Below are 26,450 nucleotides of genomic sequence, written 5' to 3'. Positions count from 1 at the left end.
TTGAGACAGCTTTTATTGGTACTTTTTCAGCAGAAGAACTGCATTATGTCCGCCAAATCCAAGGGAATTGCTCATGGCATACTTCACTTCCTGCTGTGACGGTCCATCGATGCAATAGTCCAGATCCAGCTCTTCTTCTGTTTCCTTTGTACCCACTGTCTGGTGAATAAATCCTTCCTCAACAGACTTGGCACAAACTACAAATTCCACTCCGCCGGCAGCTCCAAGAAGATGACCGATCATAGACTTTGTGGAGTTAATTTTTACCTTTTTGGCGGCCTCACCAAGGGCTGCTTTGATGGCTCTTGTCTCAAAAAGATCGTTGTGATGGGTTCCGGTTCCATGAGCATTGATATAATCAATTTCCTCTGGTAAAGCCCCCGCTTCCTTCATTGCATCTGTCATGGCCCGGGCAGCTCCGCTTCCGTCTTCAATAGGAGAAGTAATGTGATAAGCGTCTGCAGTTGCCCCGTATCCAACTACCTCTGCATAAATCTTTGCATTTCTTGCTTTGGCATGCTCCAGCTCTTCCAGGACCACCACGCCGGCACCTTCTCCGATGACGAAACCGCCTCGGTCCTTGTCAAAAGGAATGGATGCGCGGTAAGGATCCTGGCTGGTGCTAAGGGCTGTCAGATTGGTAAATCCGGCTACTCCAACCGGACTGATTGCCCCTTCGGTACCGCCTGCCAGCATCACTTCTGCATCTCCGTACTGAATGGCACGGTATGCGTCACCGATGCAGTGGGTTCCGGATGCACAGGCCGTTACCACGTTGGTGCATTTGCCTCTGGCACCTGTTGCAATGGATACATTTCCCGCTGCCATGTTGCTGATCATCTTTGGAACAAGAAGTGGATCAACCTTAGAGGGTCCCCTTTCAGCCAGCCTTAACGCTGCATTTTCCATTGCCTGAAGGCTTCCGATTCCAGAGCCTACGATGACGCCAACACGGAAGGGATCTTCTTTTTCCATGTCAATTCTGGCATCTGTCATCGCTTCTTTTGCGGCCGCTACTGCATACTGGGAAAACAGCTCCATTCTTTTCGCAGACTTGAAATCCATGTAATCTTTTGCATTAAAATCCTTCACTTCTGCGGCAAGCTTTACCTTGAAATCTGCGGTATCAAACTTTGTGATTTCACCGATTCCAACCTTTCCTGCTTTCACGCTTTCCCAGAAGGCTTCCACATTATTTCCAACAGGAGTGACCGCACCAAGTCCGGTTACCACTACACGTCTTTTATTCATAACATTCCTCCGTCTACACACAAAACCTGTCCTGTAATGTACTTTGCTTCCGGGGATGCGAAAAAGGCAGCTGCTTTCGCCACATCCTCCGGCTCGCCAAATGTTCCCATAGGGATATTTTTCAGGGTTTCTTCTTTTACCTTATCAGGAAGCACATCTGTCATGTCCGTTCTGATAAAGCCAGGAGCAATGGCATTTACCGTGATTCCTCTTGATGCAAGCTCCTTTGCCGCGGTCTTGGTAAGACCGATGATTCCAGCTTTTGAGGCTGCATAATTGGCCTGTCCCGGGTTTCCGCCAATGCCTACAACAGATGCCATATTAACAATACGGCCGCTTCGCTGCTTTATCATTTGTCTTGCTGTATGGCGAATGCAGTTAAAGGTTCCCTTAAGATTTGTGTCCACAACCTTGCAGAAATCTTCCTCGCTCATTGCCATCAGAAGCCCGTCTTTGGTGATTCCTGCATTGTTTACCAGGATATCGATCCGTCCATATGTTTTCACGATTTCTTTGATAAAAGTACCGCAGGCATCAAAGTCTGCCACATTGCACTGGCTGATTTCTGCCTGTCCGCCGTCCGCCTGGATTTCAGCTTTTACCGCCTCTGCTTTTTCTTTGGAACCGTTATAATTAATGATTACAAATGCTCCCTGTCTGGCAAGCTCAAGGGCAATTGCCCTTCCAATTCCACGGGAAGCGCCTGTCACAACTGCGATTTTTTTCTCTGCATTCATGTTTTCTTTTTACTCCTGTATGTCAGTTCTCATATAAAAATGTTCGGGCAAAAAGACCACTTCGCCCTGCTGTTTTCCTGTTTTATCTGCTGCCTAAAATCTCTGCGATCTGATCTAAATCTTCCACTTTCTGAATGTTATAAGTTTTCACATCCGGTGCGATTTTTCTCATAAAACCAGCCAGGGTTTTGCCCGGGCCGATCTCTACAAAGGTGTCCACACCTTCTGCCAGCATCTTATCCACACTCTGCTGCCAGCGCACGGAAGAAGAAATCTGCTTTGCAAGAAGCTCTTTTGTCTGGCTGATATCTGTTACATATTCCGCTGTTACATTGGTCACATACGGGATCTGAAGAGCGAAAAATTCCACATTTTCAAGCTCCTTTGCAAGCTCTTTTCCTGCATTTTGAAGCAGGGATGAGTGGAATGGGCCGCTTACTGCAAGGGGCAAAACCCGTCTTGCGCCTGCTTCTTTGAGCTTCAGGGAAGCCTCCTCTACAGCCGCCTTTGGTCCTGTAATTACGATCTGTCCTGGACAGTTATAGTTGGCAATTTCCGCTTTGGTATCCTTGATTGCGCTCTCGATTTCCCATGCGCCAAGCCCCAGAACCGCAGCCATGGAGCCTTCTCCTGCCGGCACTGCCTGCTCCATCAGAATGCCCCTTTTTCTTACGGTTGTGATGGCGTCTTTCACGCTCATTCCGCCGGAAACAGCAATTGCACAGTACTCCCCAAGGCTTAAGCCAGCGGTTACATCCGGGTGAAGCCCGTATTCTTCCACTACTTTTTCCATGGCAAGGCAGGTGGTGACAAGAGCCGCCTGGGTATATTCGGTAAGGTCAAGCCTTTCATTTTTTTTGAAGCAAAGCTCCTTCATATCCAGGGAAAGCCACTGGCTGGCCTGGTCAAAAATCTCCTTTGCAGAAGGAAATTTCTCATAAAAATCCTGTCCCATTCCAGCCTTCTGCGCTCCCTGTCCCGGGAAAAGAAATGCGATCTTACTCATAAATTCCAGTTCCTTTCAGCAGTTCATCTGTCTCTTTTACCAGCTTCTGGATCAGGTCATGACAGCTTAACTGCTCTTTCACAAGACCAGCGCTCTGGCCTGCCATAACGCTTCCCATTTTCACATCTCCGTCCACAACAGCACGGCGAAGACTTCCCAGTGTCATCTGCTCCAGTTCCTCAAAGGGTACTCCCTCAGCCTCTTTTTTCAGGTACTCCTGGGTCATCTGATTGCGAAGGGCACGAACCGGATGACCGGTGGAACGTCCGGTTACTTTCGTGTCAATGTCCTTAGCTTTCAGAATCATATCCTTATAATTCTGATGGGCCCAGCACTCTTCTGTGGCTACAAAATGAGTACCCATCTGCACGCCCTTTGCACCCAGCATAAAGGCTGCCGCAATGCCTCTTCCATCTGCGATTCCCCCTGCTGCAATCACCGGAATGCTCACTGCATCCGCAACCTGCGGCACCAGAACCATTGTGGTGGTCTCCCCGATATGTCCGCCGGATTCACAGCCTTCCGCCACAACCGCATCTGCACCGCAGCGTTCCATTCTCTTTGCGTGGGCAACGGAAGCGATTACCGGGATGATCTTCACGCCTGCTTCCTTCCACATTTTCATGTACTTTTCCGGGTTGCCGGCACCAGTGGTAACCACCGGAACCTTTTCCTCTACAATAACTTTTGCAATCTCATCTGCGTATGGACTCATCAGCATAATATTAACGCCAAATGGCTTGTCAGTAAGCTTCTTTACCTCCTGTACCTGCTGGCGTACCCACTCAGCCGGGGCACTTGCAGCACCGATCAGGCCAAGTCCGCCAGCCTCAGAAACAGCTGCTGCCAGGTGGTATTCTGCCACCCATGCCATGCCTCCCTGAATGATGGGATATTCAATTCCAAGTAATTTCGTCACTTCTGTTTTCATAAAAATCTCCATTCTGTAACCAGTACATCGAATATTAAGTAACCGTCATATTGACGCAGGATGATTACTGGCGGCTCTGAAGGTATGCTTCCACATCCCCTATCGTCTTAATATTCTCCAGATCCTCTGTTGGAATCTCCACCTCAAACTCTTCTTCCAGTGCCATTACCATCTCAAAAAGATCCAGGGAATCTGCTCCAAGGTCTTCCTTAAATGAAGTCTCTGCTGTCAGTGTGTTTACGTCTGCTCCTAATGAATCTGCTGTGATTTCTTTGATTTTTTCTAACATTTTATTATTCTCCTGTTCTGTTTTCTTCTATTATTTTATGCTGCAAAATGAGTATTTTCTCTCTTGCTTTTTTCTCTATATCAGCCATTTCAGCAGGCTTGCCCCATAGGTAAGCCCCCCGCCGAAACCGGAAAGAATGATCCAGTCTCCGGCTTTAAGTCTTTCCTTTTTCTTCCATTCATCCAGAAGAATGGGAATGCTTGCAGAAGAAGTATTTCCCAGATTTTCTATGTTCATGGGGAATTTTTCCAAAGGTTCTTTCATATGCTTTGCCACAGATGAAACAATTCTTGAGTTAGCCTGATGAAGCATATAATAACGGATTTCTTCCTTTGTTTTTCCTGCCTGCTCAAGGACCTCCTGGATCACCTCTGGCACCTTTGAAACTGCAAATTTGAATACTTCCTTTCCATCCATCTGCATGTAAGTGGGCGTAAGGTCTGCATTTTCTTCTGCAAATCCCGGCTGATTTCTGCTGGCACAGGTAAGCGCGCCTCCGCCATTTCCAATGGAATGAGTGGCCTGAACGTACACCGCCGACGGATCTGCTTCCAGCACCACAGCCCCGGCTCCATCGCCAAACAGCACGCAGGTGCTTCTGTCCTGCCAGTTGGTGAGATGGGAAAGCGCCTCCGCTCCGATCACCAGCGCTGTGCGGTAAATCCGTCCGCCCAGATAGGCCTGCGCCGTATTCAGTGCCAGCAAAAATCCTGTACAGGCACCATTTAGATCAAAGCAGGTTGCGTGAACCGCGCCCAGCAGTTTCTGCACCTCGCAGGCCGCACAGGGCATGATTATTTCCGCGGACATGGTCGATACCAGAATCAGATCAATTTCTTCCGGCTTCATTTTCGCATCTGCAAGTGCAGCCTCGCCGGCCTTTGCCGCCATATAGGAAACGGTTTCTTCACCGGATGCAATGTGCCGCTGCCCGATTCCTGTGCGGCCGCGGATCCATTCATCGCTTGTATCCATCATGTGGGACAGCTTGTCATTGTCCCACACCTGAACCGGTATGTAGGAACCGGTCCCTTTTATTTTTCCAGTCATAATACCTCCTGGTATGTGATGCTTTAATTATTTTGCTTTAAAATAGTTTGATTATCAAAGTATATCACAGTTTTTTCATTTGTCAATATTTATTTTCAGCATAATTTCGGGTGGAAAAGGGGTTGTACCTTTTGGCATCCGCCGTTATAATGGTCGTATAAACGTTATTGTTCCTGCTGCATGGACGTGTGGCCAGACGGTCATATGCCATGTAGTAAAAATCTCAGGAGGATGATTTCATGCGAAGAAAAAACAGTTTGATAATACCGGCTGTGCTGGCATTTTCCCTGTGTACCGTGAACGCAGTTCCTGTACTGGCGGAGGATGCGGCGCAGACGGAAGCAGAAGCTGATACCGCTTCTGATGAGGCTTCTGATGCCGCAGAAGACACAGCTGACACCCCCTACGAAAAAGGTACCATCACCGAAACAGACTATCAGAGCGAATGGCTGAATCTGAAGTTTACCCCACCGGAAACCGTTGTCATGAATACAGAAGAAGAATTAGAATCTGTTATGCGACAGGGCCAGAGCACGCTGGAAGAATCTTCCGGCATGGAGCTTGGTGAGGATGCTTTGTCCGGCACCGTTTATGAAATGATGGCTTCCTCTGTCTCCGGTTTTCCCAATGTTTCCCTGGTAGTAGAGGATGCTTCTCTGGAAAATATGACCGTAGACCAGTATTTCCTGGCTGCTCAGCAAATGCTGGACGCTACACAGATGGGATATACTTATTCAGAAGTTACAGACGCACAGATTGGCGGACAGGATTTCCGCGTTATGGAAACCAGCGTCACCATCAATGATTACGAAGTTCTTCAGAAATACTGCACACGTAAACAGGGAGGAAAGTTTGTCTCCATCATCTTATCCTACACCGCAGATACTCAGACAGAAGCAGATGAAGTCCTGGCAGCTTTTACTCCACTAAATGCTGATACGGAGGCTGCTCCCGCAGAATAAAAAAATGGTATATACTCCCCTAACCATCAAGGCCATGAAGCTGGCATACAAGGCTCATGAAGGCCAGTTTGACCAAAGCGGTGTCCCTTATATTTTTCACCCCATCCATCTTGCAGAACAGATGGAGGATGAAACCACCACATGCATTGCCCTGCTTCATGATGTCCTGGAAGATACACCCCTTACAGTCCAGGATCTGGAAAAAGATTTTTCGGAAGAAATTGTGCAGACAGTCCTTCTGCTTACCCATGCTCCTTCCGATGATTACCTGGACTATGTCCGCAGACTTTGCCAGAGTCCTCTTGCACGGAAGGTAAAGCTTGCTGATATTGCACATAATACAGATGAGACACGGCTTTCCGGCACCACGCCCGCGCCGGAGCAGCTGAAGCACTGGCGGACCAAGTATGCCGCCGCACTTAAAATTATCCGGGAATATGAAGCGGAACATGGTGTGTGAAATAAAAAGGTACCATATGCTTATTAGATTTTCATCCGATAAACATATGGTACCTTTTTATTTCACACCTAATATTTTCTCTACCAGTTCCCTGTGCGGCCGGTCCTTATCCGCCTGGAACACTGCCGCATGGTTCAGATCCGCACCGCCGTCTGTATATGCCGGGAACAAAAATCCGCATTCCGGCGCACCTGGCTCATACTCATCTGCCAGTGGACAGATCACACAGATCAGATATTCAAAAACTGCCTCCGATTCCCACAGCCTTTCCTTGTCCGCGGCCTTCGCGGGAATATCGTACCTGTCGTGAAACATATAAACTGCATAGGGCCTGCGGCTCTGGTAGTGCTCCATCACCAGATCATAGAAGCTGTCCATCAGGGCGTCATTTTTCAGTCCGCATTCCCGCAGCGCCATAAGAAGCTGCCACACTGTGCCCGGGCGCATATCCTCCTGGGAAAATTCATAACGCTTCAGATTCACATTGGTTGCCGCAAAAGGAACTGCTTTTGCCAGCTCTATATTCCGCTTCTTTTCTTCCGCGGACAGCTTCAGGAAATTCACATTAAAGCTGCCGTCAAAATCGCCGTCCCCATCTACATAGCAGCCTGCTATCCGGGTAAATGAACAACGGGAAACATTCATTCTTCTGGTCAGCGCCAGCATGTCCTCACGTTCAATTTTATTTGCCATAATTTTCTCCTGTGCGTTGGATAATCCGTTTTCTCCATTTTATCATTACGGTGTCCTTTGCACAACAGGATTATTTGGTGGTTTCCAGCGCCTTCTTAATCCTCTCTAACGCTTCCGTCAGCGTAGCCCTTGGGCACGCCACATTGATTCTCTGGAAGCCCTCGCCAGCTTTGCCAAAAATCTTTCCGCTGTCCAGCCACAGGCCTGCCTTATAAATAATCAGATCTTCCAGCGCGTCCACGCTAAGCCCGGTCTCCCTGAAATCCAGCCACACCAGATAAGTTCCCTCCAGGTCTGTCATTTTCACACCCGGCAGGTTCTTCTCTACATAATCCTTAGTATAGACAATATTACTTTCCACATAGGCATGCATCGCCTCATACCACTCTTCCCCTTTGGAATAAGCGGCCTCCACAGCCACCAGTCCAAGCACTCCAAGCTGGCTGATTCCAGCTGCATCCAGCTGTTTCTGGAATTTCCTGCGCAGCTCCGGATTTGGGATAAAAATATTGGAGATCATCATACTTGCAAGGTTAAAAGTTTTGCTTGGAGAAGTACAGGTAATGGAAATGTCCTGAAACTCTTTTTTCACTCCGGCGAAAACCTGATGCTTTCCCTTAAACACAAAGTCCTGGTGAATCTCGTCACTCACCACGATCACTCCATGTTTCACGCAGATATCTCCAAGCTTTTCCAATTCTTCCCTGGTCCACACTCTTCCAACCGGATTGTGAGGATTGCACAGGAAAAACAGCTTCACATGTTCCTCTGTAATCTTCTTCTCCAAATCCGCAAAATCAATGTGATAGCGGTTGTCCTCTCCCTGGTAAAGATTGCTGCTTACCACTTTTCTGCCGTTGTCCGTGATTACCTCAGAGAAAGGATAGTACACCGGAAGCTGGATCAGAACGCTGTCCCCAGGCTGTGTGTACGCCTTCACCGCCATAGCAAGGGCAAACACAACGCCCGGCGTCTTGATCAGCCACTCTTCCTCTGGCTCCCAGTTGTGATAGGTTTTCATCCAGTTTGCCACGATTTCAAAATAAGGAGTCTGCACCTCGCTGTATCCGAAAATGCCCTCTTTCGCTCGCTCCACCAGCGCATCTTCCACGTAAGAAGAGGTCTCAAAATCCATATCTGCCACCCACAAAGGCAGCACATCCGCCGGCTTTCCTCTCTTTACCGCAAAGTCATATTTCAGGCATCTGGTATTTTTTCTGTTTATGATTCTGTCAAAATCAAGATTTCTTTCCGCCATTTAATTCTTCCTCTGTTTCTGCAAATACTTTCTCCAGTTCTTCCAAAAGATCCTGTGCATCCTCGATTCCTACGGAAAGACGAAGGGTACTTCTGGTGATTCCGTTGCGCTCGCGAATCTCCTCCGGAACGTCTGCGTGGGTCTGTGTGGTAGGATAGGTGACAAGAGTCTCCACTCCGCCAAGGCTTTCCGCAAATTTGATCATCCGAACCTTTGACAAAATAGAAAGGGCAAATTCCGGGCTTTCCAGCTGGAAGGTCAGCATGGAGCCGAAGCCTCTTGCCTGTTTTTTCATAATCTCATGGCCTGGGTGCTCCGGAAGTCCCGGATAGATCACCCTGGTTACTGCCTTCTGGGTTTTCAGCCATTCTGCAATTTTAAACGCATTTTTCTGAGCCTGCTCCATGCGGATTCCCAGGGTTTTGATTCCTCGAAGGATCAGCCAGCTGTCAAAAGGCGCCAGCCCGGAACCTGTTGTTTTGATCAGAAAACGAAGCTTCTCGCTGATATCCTCCCGGTTTGTCACCAGAAATCCAGCCAGGGTATCGTTATGTCCGCCCAGGAATTTGGTTCCGCTGTGCACCACAATGTCAGCTCCCAGATTCAGCGGATTCTGGAAATAAGGGGACAAAAATGTATTGTCCACAATAAGAAGCAGATCATGTCTCTTCGCAATGTCTGCCAGTGCCGCAATGTCCGTTACATTCATCATAGGATTGGTAGGAGTTTCAATATAAATTGCCTTTGTGTTCTCATTCACATAGCTTTCCACGTCTTCTTTCCAGCAGTCGATCCTGGAAAACTGAAGCCCGTTTTTCGCGGAAACATTGTCAAAAAGACGAATGCTTCCTCCGTACAGGTCTGCGTCCACGATCAGGTGATCTCCAGGCTTAAACAGCTCCATTACCAGCGTAATGGCTGCCATTCCTGTGGAAAAGGCCAGCGCGTCGATTCCGTTTTCCAGAGTTGCCACGATTTTTTCCAGGTGCTCTCTGGTTGGATTCTGCAGTCTGCTATAGTCAAAGCCTGTGCTCTGTCCTACTGCCGGGTGTGCGTAGGTTGCAGTCTGATAAATGGGAAAACTGATGGAGCCGTAATTGTTGCAGCAGCCTTCCTCTTCTTCTAAATGTAAACACTTTGTATTGATTCCTCTTGCCATGATTCTCCTCCAGCTCCGTCTGATGTGATGTAAAAATTCCCAGCGAATGCTGAGAATTTATTTTCGTTTCTATCTGTACCTATCATAACAAAACAGGCGTATTTTGCATAATTCATTTTCCCTTGAGTTCGTTATAGAATATAGCTATACCAATTTATACTATATTAGATGGATTTTATTGCTAGAGCGTGTTTGAAAAAGGCTTTCTGCAAGATGTACGTCACAATTTGTGGGAGATTTTGCCCGGATGAGGGCGTCGTAGCGGGCTACGACAACCGAATTCGGGTGAAATATACCGCAAAGTGGGGCGTGCAGATTGCGGGAATGATTTTTCAAACAGGCTCTAGAATGCAGCTTCCTGCATCAAAATACCATCTGCACCAGCAGCATATACAAAACGGTTCCTCCGCCGATACTAAGCAGCGTATTCTTTTTCCATTTATGCAAAAAGACAATAAACAAAATCGCAATGGCTTCCGGCAGTCCGTAAGTTCCGCTTCCCGGCACATCCTTCAGGCAGTATACCACCAGAAGCCCGATTACCGCATAGGGAAGCACATTGCCAAGATGGCGGATAAATTCCGGCGGTTCCTTTCCTTCCGGAAAAATAAGAAAGGGAAGAAAACGGGTGACCATCGTTCCAAGAACCACGCATACAATGGTGATAATTCCCTGTGTAACTGTCATTGTCATGCTTTCTTCGCCTCCTTTTTCTTTTCCAGTCTGCGCTGGATCTCAAAGCACGCTATAATGGAAACCATTGCCGGAATGATGAAGTAACTGCTGCCAAACAGGATCAGGCAGATCACCGGGCAGCCAAGTCCTACAAGGGCTGGCCTGTGGTCCTTCGCTTCCTCCCACTGGTTCACAAACATTACCACAAACAGCGCCGTCATTACAAATTCAATGCCCTTGGTATTAAAGTGGATCACATATCCCAGAAGGGCACCAGCTGCAGCGCCGCCCACCCAGTAAAGCTGATTCAGCAGCGTTACAAAAAACATAAACCAGCCGCGGTCCACACCTTCCGGCGGATCCACCGTACAGTTGACGGAAAAGGTCTCGTCGCACATTCCGTAGATCAGATATAGTTTCTTAATGCCGGTATTCTTGTATTTTTCCAGCATGGAAATTCCATAAAACAGATGTCTTGCGTTAACCATCAACGCCAGCAGAAAGGCGTACAGCGGATTAAATGCAGACAAAAGCAGGTTCGCCGTAACAAATTCCATGGAACCTGCAAAAATAAACATACTCATAAATAAGGGATATACAAAGGAAAAGCCCTTGCTGCGCATCATAAAGCCGTAGGACATTCCCAGAAACAGAAAACCAACGCAGATCGGAAGAGTATGAGGCAGTGCTGCCTTAAATGCCTTTTTCTTCATGTGTATTTCTTTCCTCTAGCTAGGCGTTACAGCAAAGAGCTGAAGGTTTCCCTTCAGCTCTGCGCAGCCAGTTCCTGAATTGCTTCTGTCAGGATGGTGTATTGTTCTTTCACCTGCTCATAAAGCTCGTCGCTGCCTTCTGTCTCTCTTCCTCTAAGTACCTCAGTCAGCTCTGCGCTTACCTTGTACAGGCTTGTAAATCCAAGATTCAGGCAAACACCTTTCAGTGTATGTGCTGCACGGAAAGCCTTCTCTCCGTCCTTGGCAGCAAGACCATCTGTCAGATCCTGAAAGCTTGGATCATTGAGGAATTTCACTGCAAAACGTTTCACAAGTGCTTCACTTCCAAGTCTTTTCAGGACTCCATCATAGTCTGAACCGACCTTCTCATAACATTCTTTTACTGTCATTCCAGCCTCCTTATTCTTTTGTTCCGGCTTTTCTTATGGGCAACTCCCGATCAATTCCTGCGGGGACAAAATTCGTTTCTTCACTTTATTATAGTGAAGAAACCGAAATTTGTCTACTGTTTGTATGCAAAACTCGTCGGATTTTGTTAGGAAAGCCTAATAACAAGCCACCTGCCACTTTATTAAGCGTCGGATCTGGAATAGGAATTTTTCATCTGGTTGCTGAGCTCATAAAGCACTTTATCCAGGGTTGCAGACGCCTCTTTTTTCAGCATATCTGCAATGGCCTGGTTGGCTTCCTGGCGAAGTGCCATTCGCTTGGCAGCGTCAGATTCTTTTTCCAGAAGGGCATCATACTGGTTGATCAGCTGATGGCCTTTTGCCATAACGCTCTCCTGGTAGCGCTCAATGTGAAATACAGAGCTTCTGTAGGAAGCATCTGCCATAGCTCCGATTATGCGGCTTACCCAGTAGAAATTGTCTGTTGTTACCTCTTTCGTTGTACTGGAAAGATAGTCCGGAGTGGTATCGATAGTGGCATAAAACGGCACCAGTACATTAAAGGCATTGGACGCAAACGCCACCCATTCCAGAATATTGCTATCTTTTTCCATTCCAGGACGCATCTGGATCACAGACAGGAAATCAGTGCGGTTCACGCCGATGGAACGAAATGCGCCTCTTTGTGCCTTGTCGCCATAGGATGCGTACGGATCGTAAGGAGTTCCCTGATAATGAGAGGACAGCACATATTTCACATCTTCCACAGTAATCTTTTTCTCCGGAACCATGCACCATGGCAGATCATCTGAATATGGGGTAAAATCAGCGTTTGGTCCGTCCCACACCTTTGTTCTTGGATTCAGATAGCGCTCCATAAACCACGCTCTGGGAGTGTTGTAAACGTGGTCTGCATCGTCATGGCTTCCGAAAGCATCTCTTGGATTAAGCACGCCGTCCATGGAAAGATCCAGGTGGTTTTTCTCTATAAATTCCCGCATGCCAGCAGAGCACATATATTCTTCCTGCTGGGAAAGAGCGTCCTCCAGGTCGAATTCGTCCAGTCCAAGCTGGTTTGGCATCACTACGTAAACGTCATCCGGCACTTTTCTTGCAATCCAGTGATGGCCGCCGATGGTCTCCAGCCACCAGATCTCGTCCTGATCCTGGAAGGCAATTCCATTCATCTCGTAGGTTCCGTACTGCTCCAGAATGCTGCCAAGTCTCTGCACTCCCTCTCTCGCGCTGTGGATGTATGGCAGAACCAGGGAAACGATATCTTCCTCTCCGATTCCTCCGGCTACCTCTTCTTTTCCATCTTCTGCCGGCTGATAAACCACCAGCGGGTCTGCTCCAAGCACACGGGGATTGGAGGTGATGGTCTCCGTGGCAGTCATGCCTACATTGGCCTCATTGACGCCGCTTGCCGCCCACACGCCTTCTCCTGCTACCGCATTTGGCACAGAGGTGTAGCGCATTGGATTGTCCGGAAGGTCGATCTCCACATGGGAAATTACGGATTTATATTTTCTCGGCTGTTCCTCTGGGTGAACTACCACGAATTTTTTCGGTGTATAATGTCCGGCTCCGGAATCGTCATTTCTTGCAATCATGGTGGAGCCATCATAAGACGCATTTTTTCCAACTAAAATTGTTGTACAAGCCATTTGTTTTTCCTCCTGAAGTTCCGATTCTGACCTTATTTTCACTTACTGCTCTGCAAGCATTTTCTCAGAATCTTCTGCAGTCTATGTTATCACAATCTGTGTTATTAGGGAATACTCCAAACCTTTCAGTGAAAAAGATTCTCGTTTCCCTGTTTTTTCCACTAATTTATCTGTTGTAACCTTCCCTCTCAGGCTTTATACTAAAGCTAGCTGCCACATTGACTTGGCTGATCTTTTATATTTTTCACCTATAAAAAAGGAGTTTCCCTATGCCAACCGCAAAAGAATACCTTCCTGTTTTTCTGGATATGGGAGACGCACTGCTTGGAAGCGGTGCGGAAATTTTTCGTGTAGAAGATACCCTGAACCGCATGGGCTATGCCTGCGGTGCAACCCAGATGAACGTTTTTGTTATTACTTCAAGCATTGTCGTCACCATGGAATTTCCAGGTGACGGAGCCAGAACCCAGACACGCCGGATTCGTGAAAATGGGGGAAATGATTTCACCCGGTTAGAACAGCTCAATGACTTAAGCCGCCATTTCTGCAGACAGCCTTTTTCCGCCAGGGAACTGGAGCGGAAGCTGGACCAGATCAAAGCCGACAAACCGCTGCCGCTTCTGAATCTGGCGGGAAGTATTCTGGCAGCCTTCAGCTTCGCCCTTTTTTACCAGGGAAGCATCCCGGATGCCGTAACTGCCAGTCTGGTTGCCATACTTATCTGGAGTTTCCAGCGGTATCTCCGTCCGGTGTGCATGAACGAAGTTACCTTCCAGTTCGCCGCATCCTTTCTTTCCGGCTGTGTGATCTGCGGGGCTGTCCTTCTTTTTCCAGGGCTTCATATGGACAAAATTATGATCGGGGACATTATGCTTCTGATTCCCGGACTGATGTCCACCAATGCCATTCGGGATGTTCTCATCGGCGACACCCTGTCCGGCATCATCCGGCTGATTGCGGCTCTGCTTCTTGCCGCAGCACTGGCGCTGGGATTTATGGGCGCAATTCTTTTATTTGGGAGGTTTGGACTTTGAATACACAGGCCATCATTCAGCTGATCACAGGAGCTGTGGGCTCCGTTGCCTTTGGAATGCTCTTCCATATGAAAAGCAAATATCTGCCCCTTGCCGGCGCAGGCGGATTTCTTAGCTGGCTGGTTTTTCTTATTGGGAAAACCATATGGGGAAGTGTTTTTTTGCCTACTCTTCTGGCTGGATTTATTGCGGATCTGTATGCGGAAATCCTTGCCCGGATCTGTAAGGAAACTTCCACTTCCTTTTTCGTTACTTCTGTAATCCCGCTGATTCCCGGAAGCACGCTCTACTACTGTATGAACAGCATCATGGAGGGAAACACCATGCAGGCCCTGGCATATGGTCGGGATACTTTTTTGTTTGCATTTGGAATTGCGGCAGGAATGAGTATTGGATGGGCAATCTGTTATTTTTTCAGAACTGTAAAAAGCAAATGAGCCACTGGGATTTTTATCCGCGAGAGGCTCATTTGCTTCTACATTTTTTCTGTCAGCTTTTTAATTTCAACCTTACGGTTTCGCCAGCCTTTTTTCCATATCATGAGAAATACCTGAAAATCCAGGCTGTCTCTGGCTGTGGTAAAAGGCTCTTCCCGCAGCACTTCCGCTTTCACCCCCTGCTCTGCCAGGTTTTGCTGCAGCATTCTGGCTTTTTCCAGCAGGCTGTTTAGCTGTTGATCTGCTTTTTCACCAAAGGAACGGTTCGGATAAACGGCCGCTTCCTTTTTTAATTTTTCTGTGAGAAGATCAATGACAGCTGTATGGCGGTTCTGGTGCAGAGCTCCTGCCACCAAACGGGCAATCACTGGCTTTGGAAAACGTTTGTAAAAAGCCAGAAGCCGCAGCAAAGAACGGTCTTTCACCTCTTCTGCCAGCTCTTCCATAGTCTCAAAAGCTGCCTCAGAGGGAACCCAGGGCTCCTCTTTTGGCACAATGTATTTCGCCGGGACTGCCGGATAACAGCAATAATTCAGCGGAGGAAAATCAGCCAGCTGGACCAGCTTTTCCTCTTCTTCCGTGCAGAATTCCTCTCCAAGATATTCCAGCTTATCTCTTGCAATGGCAATCCGATATTCCAGCTGCCTTAAATATTCATAGCCGGGAACCCAGAAGTGGCCAATCTCCCCGTAGTTGTACAGATGCACTTCCAGATCCAGGTTTTCGAAAAACAGAGTCACCACATTTTCTCCCTGCCATACGGAAAGCACATATTGGTCATCTTCTTCGCTGAGGGAAGATTTCAGTGGGCCTTCATAACCCTCCAGGTAATTTCCTGTAAGCCGTACTTTATCAAAAATAAGAAAGCTTTCTACTGCATCATTCATCAAATATACAAGGCGAATTTTATTTTCCTCTATCAGAAGTTCAAACTGCTGTTGCTCCAGAAGCTCCTCCAGCATTTCAAATGTATCATACATAAATCTGTTACCTCTTTTCCCAGGTTGGTTTTCATTATAAAGACCTCTCCCATAATTGTCAAAAATTCCTGCATGAAGGACTTTGGGCAGGTGCATGGAATGTTACAGTTCACTCCGTGCCCAGTAACACGCTTCGCGATGCACAGAAATCATGCTTTGCATGATTTCGCGCCGCAATCCTCGGGTTTTCTGTGAACTTTGTTCACAAAAAACACCTCGCGGAATATTACCTATGAACAGTAACCATGGAATTTCTATATAGTTATAAAATAGATAGCATACAATTTACAGCTTACATTTTTCATATAATTTCTATATACTTTATACTATGAATAAATAGCGTAAATACCCGGGGAATGCCATATTTTGCCCTGGTTGAAAACGGATTGGAGAATGAATATGAATCAGATCGACTATGAAAATTTAGGAACCCGAATGAAAGAGCTTCGAATCAAAATGAAGCTGACTCAGGCAGAAGTTGCCAGAGCTCTGAACGTAACCCCAGGCTACATCAGCAACGTGGAGAACAACCGTACCGCTATGTCTCTGCGTATCCTGATCTACTACGCAAGACTGCTGAATATTTCCCTGGATTCCCTCATCGGAAGAATTGATTCCGAATACCGCGAGACCGCTCTGGACCGTGAGATTTCCGAGCAGGTACATAAGCTTGAAATCCCACAGAAACAGAAGCTTCTCAAGACCATGAAGGTATGGATGGACGAGGATTAAATTTTCTGCTGCAATCTATTATCCCTTAAGTGTCTGCCCCATAAGCAGGCACTTATTTTCTTGTGCGAAAAGAGCCGCAATGTTATAATTTATCTGATTTCGTAACTGTACAGTTACCTGCTTTCATTAACAGGAAAGGAATTGTTTTCACTATGTTTCAGTGTCAACGCGGATATACGCTTCGAAAAATAAAAGGAGTCAGTCATCTCCTTCCTTACGGACAGCAGATGGCGGATCAGAAAAAGGGAATGATTCTCAACGAGACCGGGACTTTTCTGTGGAACGTGATCCAGCATACAGAAGGTTCGGACCCGGAAACGCTGGCGGAAATGCTGGCGCGGCTGTATGGTCTTGGGAAAGAAGCTTTCCCGGAGGTCTTAAATGATGTCAATGACTTTTTGTCGCAGATGACCGCTCTTGGAATGATAACCGAAAGCCTTAAGCCCATTTCCCATGCATGCACTGCCAGCATGAAAATTGCCGGGCTTTCTATCAATTTCTACGGTCCTGTCCAGCTTCTTGGCGACCGCTTTGCGGATTTTTATGTTAACCATCCGGCAGATGAACCAGATCAGGAAATTGAATTTATCACAAGGTCCCCTGCCAGCCACAATTATGGGCAGGTGCTTCTTCGCAATTCGGATATGACTATTTTTGAAAACAGCGACCGCTATGTGGTTTTGTTTCCTCAGATGTCAAATATTCATGAGGTACATATGACCCTGGACGGCAGCTATGTTCGGTTCTACTGTTCCAATGCAGTCACAGATCAGACGACAGAGAATCTTTTTCATGCTCTTCGTCTGTTTTTCTTGTTTCTTGCACAGCGAAAGGGATTGTTTGCCATTCATTCAGCATCCATACTTTACAGAGAAAAGGCATGGCTTTTTTCCGGGCACTCCGGCATGGGCAAATCCACCCACACCGGGCTCTGGCATCAGCTTCTTGGCACACCCTTTCTCAATGGTGATCTGAATCTTCTGGGAATCCATGAAAACCGAATCATGGCTTACGGCATTCCCTGGTGTGGTACTTCCGGAATTTATACCATAAAGACCTATGAGCTTGGAGGAATCGTCCTTCTCGGCAGGGATCCTGCCAGAGATTATCTGGAAGAGCTTTCCCCCTCGGACCAAATCCTCCGGGTAATGCAAAGAATGATCTCCCCGACCTGGAAAGAAGGTCAGCTGACTAAAAATCTTTTCTTTGCCGAAGAAATCGCAAATCGGGTTCCCGTACTCCATTTGTTTTGTACGAAAAACCAGTCTGCTGTAAAAGTCATCCGGGAAGAGATTGACCGACTGGAGGTGCTCCATGAAAAATAAGCTCCAGCTGATCTGGAAATATCTCAGACAGGGAACACTGCAGAAAATGTGGCGGCAAACGCTCTGGATCTATCAATACGGAAGACGTTACTGGAAATCCATGATCCTGTATACACTCCTTGGAATTACAGGCTCCTGCGTTTCTCTGGTTTCCAGTCTGATTTCCAAGGATCTGGTAGACATTATCACCGGGCATCAAACCGGAAAGCTGATCTCTACCTTTGCTGCAATGATCGGTTTTTCCATAGCCAACATTCTGGTTTCCCAGGCATCCGGCTATGCATCCACCTTCATCAGCCTTAAAGTGGATTCTGAGATTAAAAACGACATTTTTGCCAAAATGCTGATTACCGACTGGGAATCCCTGACAGATTACCACACCGGTGATCTGGTCACCCGCTGGAGCTCAGATGCTTCCAATATCTCCAGCGGAATCCTGAACTGGATTCCTAACCTGATCATTTATACCTTCCGTTTCATCAGTGCTCTGGCTGTAGTCCTGTACTATGACCCTACCTTTGCTTTATTCGCCCTTCTTGGAATTCCTTTCAGCGCTCTGATGTCCCGTCCCCTTCTTAGGAGAATGCGGAACAACAATGAAAAAAGCGCTGCTATGAATGCCAAAATGTACGGCTTCAACCAGGAAGCTCCATCTGAAGCAGTCTAGCACGAGCATACAGGCAGGTAACAATATCTGCCTTTTCATAGGCAAGCAAAGACATCTTTTTAAATTGTTCAATCCAGATATTTTTGTAAGCTCCTTTTACCCACTCAGCCTTGATCAGTTCTTCTTCTCTCTCTCTGGTATAAATTCCATGCTCTGAGATCAACAGTGAACTGTCATGGAAATGAACAGCCATGCTTCCAAGGACTCCTGCATATCCGGTTGCCACACAGTGATAAAGATCCGCCTTTGGTATATTCATCTTTAATACCCAGAACATAGGAAGATAAATAGAGCGTAAGGTCCATAAAAAATCAGAAAATATAATACCAGAATATTTTCTGTTGTAGCATTCCCTGGCAATTTGAAAGAAATCCGGCCCCATCAGTAAATCATCTATGGACAGATTTTTGCGTTGAAACAAATCAAACAGAATATTCCAGTCTGTTTTTCTGTTCAGAACCATATTCAGCATCTCTGCATATTCTTTTTTCGACAAACGGATATGCTTCCTGTTTTTCTGTCTTTTTTTCCCGTTATTCCACTCACAATCCTCCAGATAAACTTCATACACCTGTGTTACATTTTTCGGAAGTTCATATACAAATTTACCTCTTGAAGATCTGTTCGCTATAATTGTTAATAAAATAAATTCAATATTTGGAAATGACTGAATCAGGCTGTTGATCCAACCGGAAACACCGCCGACCACATATGGATAACAGCCCTCTGCCACAATGCAAACCTTCATTTTTTTCTCCACCGTTCCTGCAATTTTATTTCCACCGTTGTATCTTCTGCGCAGATCAGATAGGCATCCTCCTGAATTTTTATCTGGCTTCCACCTTGTATATCTGCGATTTCCTCTCCATGTGTTCTGAGAATAAACCAGCTTCCTGCCAAAGAGGTTTGCAGGATTATTTTATTTTCTTCTCTTTGCTCACTGTAATCCAGGTTCAGGAATGTTCTGGTTCTTGTATTACTCTCTGAAAGCGTAGTACTTGCAAAACAGGAAAACTCTTTCCAGTATGTGAGAAGGTTGCTGGAAAAACGCTTCTGCATTATTTCCCAGCGGTCGGTATCCTTCTGCGGCCAGAAGATATCATACATATTCAGCATAACATTTGTATATCCAAGTGCACTCTGAATACTTCTCATACGAATATCATCACTGTATGTATAATTCATTCCATCGCTTGTAACAGACTGCAGCGTTACGAAATCTGAGCAATAAGAGAGGACAGGCTTCTCTTCTGTGTATTCACAAATCAAAGTACTTACATTTTTCAGCAGCTCTGTATTCTCCAGCTGCAGAACAGAATTAATATTTTTTGCTTCCGTAAAAGCAGTTCCATATATATAACTGCTGTTTTCATTTTGGAAAAATTCATCATCCTTTTTCAGTTTTTCTTCAAAAGAAGCTGTATTCTGATACTGCAAAGAAAGTCCTGCTTCCGCATTTTGTTCCTTCATCTGCTGAAGATAGAATTTCAAGTTTTGGGCATCTGGCTCTATACTGTCCTCGTAATCTGCCTGAGGCTGAATAAAGCAAGTCATTTTCCTGCCGCTTTTTTCCACAATAGAAATCAGGGAAGACCACATAATATCTCTGGCAATTCCAGTCATAGACTGGCTATAAAGTTTCTGCATTTCTTCATTATTTTCATCTGCAAAAACAGGGAAATTCACCATTGAAAGATTCTGTGCATTTACTACGGGATATAGAGTATACTCTGAGCCTTCCGCAAGCATACCATCAAGAAGCCCAAGAGCTGTGCTGTCTTTCATATAATCTCCTACTACTGCGAATACACTGCTATTATTCAGTCCGTTTCTCCAGATCAGACTTGGAAGCTCTTCATTTCTCACATTTTCACCAGAGCTTTCATTAAGCAGTCCCATCATATAAGTTGTGGTTCCGCTTCCAAGCTGGTACCATGGAACCTTCAGCTGCAAATCCTGCCTTTCCTTTTCATCCTCTTCCTTACCAGCTTCATAAACCACACTTCCGCCAAGCAAAAGTCCATCAAACAGTTTTACCCCGGTTAGAGTCGATTCATTAGCAGCAACTTTTTTAATTCCCAGGAAATCCATTAATTTAGGAATGGCTTGTATTAGTTCCGGATTTTCCAGACAGCCAAATACTACTATGACTCCCTGGCTTTCCATTTTTTTCAAAGCCTTCAGATCATTTCCAATCGCACGCTTTTCAGATTCCAGAATAATCATTTCCGGTAGCTCTTCTGCTCTTTCCTTCAGATCTGATGCAGATTTCTCAAAGCAAATTTCTCTTTTGGCATAGGTACACCATCTGCTTACTGCTACTGCCATATCACAGGATTCATCCCCTATAAAAACGATTTTTTTCCGCTTCTCAAAAGCTTCTGTACCCTCTTGTGCTGAAGCCTTCCATTCATTTTTTCCATCTGCTGCCTTTGGTGAAAAATAGGAGTTCGTATCATAGGCATTCTGCTGATCTCGCATAACAACTGAAAACTGAAATAAAAACAGCAGTACAAGCATCATAATTACAATACTGAAATATTTTCTTTTCGAAACCATTGTTTCTTTCCGTCCTTTTTATTTCACATAAATGTTCGGATCATTTCCAGAGTTTCATTATCAATGGCAATTTCTGATTCCTTTAGTTCATCCATTACACGAAAAAAATTATCCCGGTCATTGCAGGAATAAAACAGCTTCAGCTGACAAGTAAAGCTGGACAAGGCTCTTGGATATTGTTTCATGGAACGCTGGCACCATTTACCACAGGTCTCATATTCCTTTACGTCCAGAAGGCTCTGACATATCTTTTCATACATCGTACTGCTGATTTTCTGAGAATCCAAAATCCATGCCTTTTCCAGAACCTCATCCATACGTTCTGCCATAGAATGCTGTTCCAGATCTGTAAGTACCTTTTGCTCTATAATAGGATTCATATACTCAATCAGATGAATACAGTTCTCTGCCTGCTTCTCGTCCTCAACCAGGCACAGACGGTATCTTTCATGAACGCCTGTACGAAAATCATTTAATACCTCCTGAAGAACCGATGCCGCATAATGGGCAGTTTCTGAATCTTCACTGTTTAGCGCCAGGGCAATAGCGGAAAGAGAATGTTTATAGTCTCCTCTGATTACATTCATCATAAGTGTTCGCAGGCTTTTTTTGTCTGAAACCTCCAGAGCCTCTTCCAGTGCCACCATATTTTTTTCTACATCCTCATCAGGTCGTTGAAGGGTATCTGTCCGTTCCTTGCTAAATACCACATCTGAAAGATCCATTCCCTGCGAAGCAAAAAGCTTATATAATAAAAAGGAGCCTAATAGAAACAGCGGTCCTACCACCGGACAAAGAAGCATCATTCCTGCCTTCATCCATATGCTGGCATATTTTTCTTTTCTTCTTAGGTGCTCAAAGATCAGATAAATCACAATGACCACTAGATTTATCAGCATTAAAAGGATAAAATATCTCATTCTTTGTGACATACTGCTATATTCTCCACAACTTCCGTATTATATCCGTTCCTGTCAAATCGTTCCTGAACAAAGACAGCATTTGCTCTGGTTGTGTTTGCAAGAAGCACATACAGATTGCCGTCTGTCATCATACCAAGATAATCACTGTCTCTAAGATGGCTTGTCATTATTTCATCAATTTCCATCTGGCGATCTGGTGAAATACATATCTTTAGTAATACACATTCTGCCAGGTTTCTGATTTCTGCATCCATATATGCCTGGACCAGCGGTTCAAAAGCCTCCGGACTGAGAATTCTGGAGCCTTTTTTATATCTTTGTGCTTCAAGGGCCTGAATATAACGCTGGGCTCTAAGAACTGCATTCTGAATCATGTAACTGACTACAGTAAGGAAGTTCGCCTGCCCCAGAGTCATTTTTTCCCAACTCAGCCCCCACAACATCACAATCATCTGAATTTCATCATCTTCAAAAATCGCACATGCCATCTGCGGATACTGATCATTCATTCGCTTATTGATATATACTCTTTTTTCACTCAGAGCCTCATAAACCTCTGTCATGTCTTTATATCTGATGGAATTCCCAAGACTCCTTGCTTTCTTCGAGCTTGCTGAAAAAATACGGGCATAATCTTTATTCACCACATTATAAATAGCCGCATCTTTCGTTTGCATCAGTTTCGTTAACATTTCTACAGCATAGAAAATTACTTCATCTGGCATATACTGATCCAGTTTAGATGTAATAGAGTAAATTTTACCAATACTATCCTTATGATCAATCAGCTGCTGCTCCATAACTCCCTTTACACGAACATTGCTTTCATTAATGTCCTTGATATCTGCAATCTGTCTGGATAAGTGTTCCTCCAGCTCCTGACTCTCCATGCGCATTGTTCGGATCTGATCTCGCATATAGCCTACTACCAGTCCCAAAATAAACAGCTGTGCCACCCACACATAAGTATTATAATCCAGAAGGACCTCTAATCCACTTCTTGTATACATCTGGCGGAACATATATCCGGCTACTGCAAGTATGGCAGAAAAGGTAGCCTGCTGCTGTCCATATATAATAGCAAACAGAAGAACATATAAAAGAAAGGGATCCAGATTGGCAAAATACCTGCTTCCAACTGTTCGGTTATTCAACATAAAAAAGGGAATAAAGCATATCAGATTTTCTGCAAAGGGAACCAGCACACTTAACAGCCATTTCCATTTATTCCACAGCTTCTGCCACCAGGACGGCTGAAGCTGATCCTCCTCCACAAACACAGCCTTATGCTTCAGCATATATGCTGCCATTTTTTCAATGATCTCATCCGGCTTTGCAAATGCATGCACGCCGTATTCTTTTTCAAAGCATTTCCCGGACAGTACACATCTGCTTATATCACCTGAAGTTGCAATAACATTTGCTGTGCTATTCATAGCTTTCTGAACCATTGAAGCCAGTTCCAGTTCACTTACCACATGAGCAGAGGACAGCTGATACAAAAATTTCTCATGAAGTTTATTTTTTACCACCTGATAAATAAATTCTACTGCATCATCCTCATATAAAAGAGAAAAGGAATGCTTCTCATTGACCTCTATATATCCATTGCGCATACAGTCCAGGCACATACGCGCACAAATATTATTGATATCTTTTTTGTCTCTGGGAATACTGTAAAGATGATCCAGTCTCAGCACTACAATATCCAGATTTCTTTTCCGTCTGAAATTATCACAGATTTCTTCAGCCTGGGCAATGGTATCTGCACGCAATCCAGCACTGGATGTTGGGGTTTCTTCTATGATTTCATCCCTGTAATCTCCGCTATATACTTCGTCGGATGATAGAAAAATCACTTTTCCCTTCTTAGCTACTGAAAGTGCAACCAGAATATTCATCAAATGGGAGGTAAATCGAACAGTTTCCAGTTCTGCTTCATTCCAGGAATAATTTGTATCAAATGCTCCCATAAGAATGGTCACATCCGGATTCACACTTTGCACAATTTCCCCCAGATTTTCACTGTCATATGGAAATTCATATTTTTCGAATACTTTCTTGTATTTGTTGTGTCTGTATTGATCTCCGGTCAGTATATAGACTCTATGCCCTTCCTTGCGAAGCTTCAAAATCAGACTATCCACGAGACTACAGGAGCCTCCTGCCAAAAGAATATTCATCTTTTTCCTTTCTCATCTCATAAAGTTACATTTCAAATAAAGATTTCCGGCTCAGTCGTTGTTCCAAGGCCCCGTTGATTTCCTTCTGCACTTTTTCAAAATCAATTGCATAATTGCTGTCATTTACACATACTATAGGAATTCTGTGTTTTTTAATTGTTTTTGTCAGTTTGAGATTTTGATTCTCCACGTTAAAGTAACCACATAGCTTCTGCACATTTTGCGGAACAAAATCGCCTTGCAATTTCTGGTATTCCCTAAGTACATACTGGCTTACATCCTCTTTATGGCGGAAGGCATGACTACACACACTTGTAAGCAACTCCGGCTCCAGATTCCATAATGTTTCATAGGTACTTTTCTTTAAAGGTGAAGGACCATGTACCGTATAGAATCCGGTAAAGCGTGGAAATGCCAGTTCCATAATATTATATAAAAAATATGCCGGTGGATATCCTATATGAAAGTAAGCTCCAGGCTGTTTCTTCATATTAGGCCGCTTTTGAAAATATTTTGCCAAAAGCATCGTATTGTTCAGATAAATGTACGGCATAACCGGATTGTCAATATTCGCCACATCAGGCTGAAATGCCAGCATGTCAACAGGTTTCCCATTCTGAAAAAAGTCTGTTTCTTTAACCTTGTCTATCAAAAACATATCGTCATTGAAATAAACAAACTTTTCTGAAAGACCTTTTATTCTGTGAAAGTTCCATTCAATAGTATGGGAATTAAAAGTAGGTAAAAAATCTTTCGGAACAAATTCATCATGTCTGACAATATTCAGCTTGGGATGTGCTATATTCAACCAATCCGGAATATGTCCCCAGGTCACAAAGTGTATCTTTCTCACCCAAGGAGCAAACTGCTCCACTCCACGGAACCAGTACTGCAGATTATTCCAATCCCGGTATCGTTCTTTTCTGTCGTCTGTTTTCTGTATCTGTTCAGATGCCCGTGCTGCCAGATTCCGCTGTCTTTTCCATGCCGGATCATTTCCGTCAACCCAGGTAATCACAAAATCAATTTTTGATTTCTCTTCTTGTTTTTTCATAAGTCACCATAAAAAATTCCTTCCGGATTTATATTCACACTGCATTGCAAATCGAACATTCATTTTTCCTGTCATTGGATCTTCCACGCCAACACTTATGTTATATTTTTCTCCTGCAAGCTTCAGAAGCTCTTCTGATTCCAATAAAGTAGCGGTATGAATTGATTCGCCGGGAAGAACCGATGGCAGAAGAATTTCAACCTGCTTCTTTTCTATTGTGTTCCCAGTTTCATCAGTTACGTAAAGCCAAACCTTCCAATTTTTATAAAACGGTGCAGTTCCATTGTTTTCCCAGGTAAGCTCCAATTTGGCACCACCAGGACTCCAGGACAGAATTGCTTCTGAAATCCATAAACGATAGCCCATATTTTTCAAAACAGTTTCATATCCCTGCAAAAATCCAGGATTTGCTGCATTTGGTCCCAAGAAGATAGTATGCGATTCCCGAATCAGTTCTACGGTTTGAGAAAGGCTGGCTTCCAGCATTTCTTCCATTGAAAGCGAACTGGTAAACTCTCCGCCTACAGGAGCCTTTTTCCAGAAATCTGTCATAGAAACCAGAGCTTTTTCTTCATTTGTCTGGCTAAGATCACCACCAGCTTCAATTTCATTAAGCCATGCCGCCGTCTCACTTGGTTCCCCTGTCATATCATTATAAAGACCTGTTTTGTATTTTGCAGCATGAGAAAAGGGTCTTCGCATCAGCAGCATTGCCTCAGGAAAGGCATCCACCCAGGGCGACACATACTGTTCCCTCACATCTTCCAGTGGAAGTCTCTGAATTCCTGCGCTATAATTCACATGCCATTCTCCCCAGTGTCCAAGACTTCCAAGCTCAATATAGCTGATCAATCCATCCTGTCCCCAATGTTCTCCCATCGCTTTCACAGCTTTTCTGTGATATGCAATAAATTGTTCCTTGTTATAATCCGGGGAAAATCCCTTTCCAAATTCCACATCATACCAAGTTCCTGCCTGATTTGTTTTTTTATACAGCCATTCAGGAATATCCATATGCTTCTCTGCTCCCGGCACATCGCAGACAAATCTTAATACAATGTGTTTTCCTTCTTCTCGCCAGCGGTCAAGCTGATTCTCTTTCTCAATTTCTTCCCAGTTGTACTTTCCCTCTTCCGGCTCCAGTTCTGCCCAGGTAACATCCATATATAGCAGAGAAACATCCTCACGAACCTCTGCATTCCATGCGCAGGGGGCATAACCCATAAGTGGGTTTCCAAAAACCTCTTCTGATAATTCATATTTTTGGATATTCCGCTGAGACAATACACAAAGCG

At 45.0% G+C, this 26,450-nt stretch carries 28 protein-coding genes; 7 read left to right on the top strand and 21 right to left on the bottom strand.

Annotated features, from left to right (window positions below; all coding sequences use genetic code 11):
• Window positions 1-12: 12 nt before the first annotated feature.
• The 6 genes from fabF to H8S54_RS07615 form a co-directional block, all read right to left on the bottom strand.
• The gene (gene fabF / locus H8S54_RS07640; protein ID WP_021925915.1) at window positions 13-1,251 is read right to left on the bottom strand and encodes a beta-ketoacyl-ACP synthase II; all 1,239 of its coding nucleotides are present in this window, start codon (window positions 1,249-1,251) and stop codon (window positions 13-15) included.
• Window positions 1,248-1,988: a 3-oxoacyl-[acyl-carrier-protein] reductase gene (gene fabG / locus H8S54_RS07635; RefSeq protein ID WP_186901215.1), complete on the bottom strand. Its 741-nt coding sequence runs from the start codon at window positions 1,986-1,988 to the stop codon at window positions 1,248-1,250. Before fabG ends, fabF begins: the two co-directional genes overlap by 4 nt.
• A gap of 82 nt (window positions 1,989-2,070) precedes the next feature.
• Entirely contained in the window at window positions 2,071-2,994 is a 924-nt protein-coding gene (gene fabD / locus H8S54_RS07630; RefSeq protein ID WP_117854610.1) for an ACP S-malonyltransferase, read from the bottom strand.
• Window positions 2,987-3,925, bottom strand: coding sequence for an enoyl-[acyl-carrier-protein] reductase FabK (gene fabK, locus H8S54_RS07625; RefSeq protein WP_021925912.1), 939 nt, complete (start codon window positions 3,923-3,925; stop codon window positions 2,987-2,989). Before fabK ends, fabD begins: the two co-directional genes overlap by 8 nt.
• 64 nt (window positions 3,926-3,989) lie before the next feature.
• Window positions 3,990-4,214 (bottom strand): acyl carrier protein, encoded by a 225-nt coding sequence (acpP, locus tag H8S54_RS07620; RefSeq protein ID WP_021925911.1) that lies wholly within the window; start codon window positions 4,212-4,214, stop codon window positions 3,990-3,992.
• A 75-nt stretch (window positions 4,215-4,289) separates the two neighbouring features.
• The gene (locus H8S54_RS07615; protein ID WP_117854615.1) at window positions 4,290-5,264 is read right to left on the bottom strand and encodes a beta-ketoacyl-ACP synthase III; all 975 of its coding nucleotides are present in this window, start codon (window positions 5,262-5,264) and stop codon (window positions 4,290-4,292) included.
• 239 nt (window positions 5,265-5,503) lie between these two features.
• On the opposite strand from H8S54_RS07615, the gene H8S54_RS07610 reads away from it, so the two are divergent.
• Window positions 5,504-6,226, top strand: a complete 723-nt coding sequence (locus H8S54_RS07610; RefSeq protein WP_021925909.1) for a hypothetical protein — start codon at window positions 5,504-5,506, stop codon at window positions 6,224-6,226.
• A 4-nt stretch (window positions 6,227-6,230) separates the two neighbouring features.
• Window positions 6,231-6,686, top strand: a complete 456-nt coding sequence (locus tag H8S54_RS07605; protein WP_117854617.1) for an HD domain-containing protein — start codon at window positions 6,231-6,233, stop codon at window positions 6,684-6,686.
• A gap of 57 nt (window positions 6,687-6,743) precedes the next feature.
• Here H8S54_RS07605 and H8S54_RS07600 read toward each other — a convergent pair whose 3' ends face one another.
• From H8S54_RS07600 to H8S54_RS07570, 8 genes are all read right to left on the bottom strand, one after another.
• Entirely contained in the window at window positions 6,744-7,352 is a 609-nt protein-coding gene (locus H8S54_RS07600; protein ID WP_186901231.1) for a DUF4317 family protein, read from the bottom strand.
• Window positions 7,353-7,449: 97 nt separating this feature from the next.
• Entirely contained in the window at window positions 7,450-8,637 is a 1,188-nt protein-coding gene (locus H8S54_RS07595) for a MalY/PatB family protein (protein ID WP_186901214.1), read from the bottom strand.
• Window positions 8,618-9,796, bottom strand: coding sequence for a trans-sulfuration enzyme family protein (locus H8S54_RS07590; protein WP_186901213.1), 1,179 nt, complete (start codon window positions 9,794-9,796; stop codon window positions 8,618-8,620). Before H8S54_RS07590 ends, H8S54_RS07595 begins: the two co-directional genes overlap by 20 nt.
• Window positions 9,797-9,955: 159 nt before the next feature.
• Complete coding sequence (locus H8S54_RS18915; protein WP_317259457.1) at window positions 9,956-10,132, bottom strand: DUF6783 domain-containing protein; 177 nt, start codon at window positions 10,130-10,132, stop codon at window positions 9,956-9,958.
• 27 nt (window positions 10,133-10,159) lie between these two features.
• Window positions 10,160-10,483: a branched-chain amino acid transporter permease gene (locus tag H8S54_RS07585; protein WP_117854660.1), complete on the bottom strand. Its 324-nt coding sequence runs from the start codon at window positions 10,481-10,483 to the stop codon at window positions 10,160-10,162.
• Window positions 10,484-10,485: 2 nt separating this feature from the next.
• Entirely contained in the window at window positions 10,486-11,184 is a 699-nt protein-coding gene (locus H8S54_RS07580; protein ID WP_186901212.1) for an AzlC family ABC transporter permease, read from the bottom strand.
• A gap of 53 nt (window positions 11,185-11,237) precedes the next feature.
• A complete protein-coding gene (locus tag H8S54_RS07575; protein ID WP_021925903.1) occupies window positions 11,238-11,594 on the bottom strand; it encodes an Hpt domain-containing protein in 357 nt (118 codons plus the stop codon).
• Window positions 11,595-11,776: 182 nt separating this feature from the next.
• Complete coding sequence (locus H8S54_RS07570) at window positions 11,777-13,261, bottom strand: C69 family dipeptidase (RefSeq protein ID WP_186901211.1); 1,485 nt, start codon at window positions 13,259-13,261, stop codon at window positions 11,777-11,779.
• A 269-nt stretch (window positions 13,262-13,530) separates the two neighbouring features.
• Here H8S54_RS07570 and H8S54_RS07565 point away from each other — a divergent pair, with 269 nt between their 5' ends.
• Complete coding sequence (locus H8S54_RS07565; RefSeq protein WP_021925901.1) at window positions 13,531-14,295, top strand: threonine/serine exporter family protein; 765 nt, start codon at window positions 13,531-13,533, stop codon at window positions 14,293-14,295.
• Entirely contained in the window at window positions 14,292-14,732 is a 441-nt protein-coding gene (locus tag H8S54_RS07560; RefSeq protein ID WP_207725596.1) for a threonine/serine exporter family protein, read from the top strand. The genes H8S54_RS07565 and H8S54_RS07560 overlap by 4 nt, the downstream gene beginning before the upstream one ends.
• Before the next feature lie 38 nt (window positions 14,733-14,770).
• Here the strand turns inward: H8S54_RS07560 and H8S54_RS07555 are convergent, their stop codons facing one another.
• Window positions 14,771-15,712: a DUF3878 family protein gene (locus H8S54_RS07555; RefSeq protein WP_173766498.1), complete on the bottom strand. Its 942-nt coding sequence runs from the start codon at window positions 15,710-15,712 to the stop codon at window positions 14,771-14,773.
• A 399-nt stretch (window positions 15,713-16,111) separates the two neighbouring features.
• Here H8S54_RS07555 and H8S54_RS07550 point away from each other — a divergent pair, with 399 nt between their 5' ends.
• The 3 genes from H8S54_RS07550 to H8S54_RS07540 all read left to right on the top strand — a co-directional run bounded on the left by H8S54_RS07550 (window position 16,112) and on the right by H8S54_RS07540 (window position 18,436).
• A complete protein-coding gene (locus H8S54_RS07550) occupies window positions 16,112-16,444 on the top strand; it encodes a helix-turn-helix domain-containing protein (RefSeq protein ID WP_021926638.1) in 333 nt (110 codons plus the stop codon).
• Window positions 16,445-16,596: 152 nt separating this feature from the next.
• A complete protein-coding gene (locus tag H8S54_RS07545) occupies window positions 16,597-17,769 on the top strand; it encodes a PqqD family protein (protein ID WP_186901210.1) in 1,173 nt (390 codons plus the stop codon).
• Complete coding sequence (locus H8S54_RS07540; protein WP_330600135.1) at window positions 17,759-18,436, top strand: ABC transporter transmembrane domain-containing protein; 678 nt, start codon at window positions 17,759-17,761, stop codon at window positions 18,434-18,436. Before H8S54_RS07545 ends, H8S54_RS07540 begins: the two co-directional genes overlap by 11 nt.
• Here the strand turns inward: H8S54_RS07540 and pelF are convergent.
• From pelF to H8S54_RS07510, 6 genes are read right to left on the bottom strand one after another with little or no spacing between them, the layout of a single operon-like run.
• Complete coding sequence (pelF, locus tag H8S54_RS07535; RefSeq protein WP_117854633.1) at window positions 18,405-19,184, bottom strand: GT4 family glycosyltransferase PelF; 780 nt, start codon at window positions 19,182-19,184, stop codon at window positions 18,405-18,407. The two genes, H8S54_RS07540 and pelF, sit on opposite strands and share 32 nt — an antisense overlap.
• Complete coding sequence (locus H8S54_RS07530) at window positions 19,181-20,995, bottom strand: DUF2194 domain-containing protein (protein WP_186901209.1); 1,815 nt, start codon at window positions 20,993-20,995, stop codon at window positions 19,181-19,183. Before H8S54_RS07530 ends, pelF begins: the two co-directional genes overlap by 4 nt.
• A 23-nt stretch (window positions 20,996-21,018) precedes the next feature.
• On the bottom strand, window positions 21,019-21,927 hold the full coding sequence (locus H8S54_RS07525) for a hypothetical protein (protein WP_243176704.1): 909 nt from the start codon (window positions 21,925-21,927) through the stop codon (window positions 21,019-21,021).
• Window positions 21,912-24,101, bottom strand: a complete 2,190-nt coding sequence (locus H8S54_RS07520; RefSeq protein WP_186901208.1) for an NAD-dependent epimerase/dehydratase family protein — start codon at window positions 24,099-24,101, stop codon at window positions 21,912-21,914. Before H8S54_RS07520 ends, H8S54_RS07525 begins: the two co-directional genes overlap by 16 nt.
• Window positions 24,102-24,126: 25 nt before the next feature.
• A complete protein-coding gene (locus H8S54_RS07515; RefSeq protein WP_186901207.1) occupies window positions 24,127-25,155 on the bottom strand; it encodes a stealth family protein in 1,029 nt (342 codons plus the stop codon).
• A 3-nt stretch (window positions 25,156-25,158) separates the two neighbouring features.
• Complete coding sequence (locus H8S54_RS07510; RefSeq protein ID WP_243176702.1) at window positions 25,159-26,379, bottom strand: DUF4832 domain-containing protein; 1,221 nt, start codon at window positions 26,377-26,379, stop codon at window positions 25,159-25,161.
• Between the last annotated feature and the right edge of the window lie 71 nt (window positions 26,380-26,450).

Origin of the sequence: Blautia segnis, assembly GCF_014287535.1 — a bacterium.
GTDB lineage: Bacteria > Bacillota > Clostridia > Lachnospirales > Lachnospiraceae > Blautia_A > Blautia_A acetigignens.
This window is presented reverse-complemented; position numbering and strand designations above follow the sequence as displayed.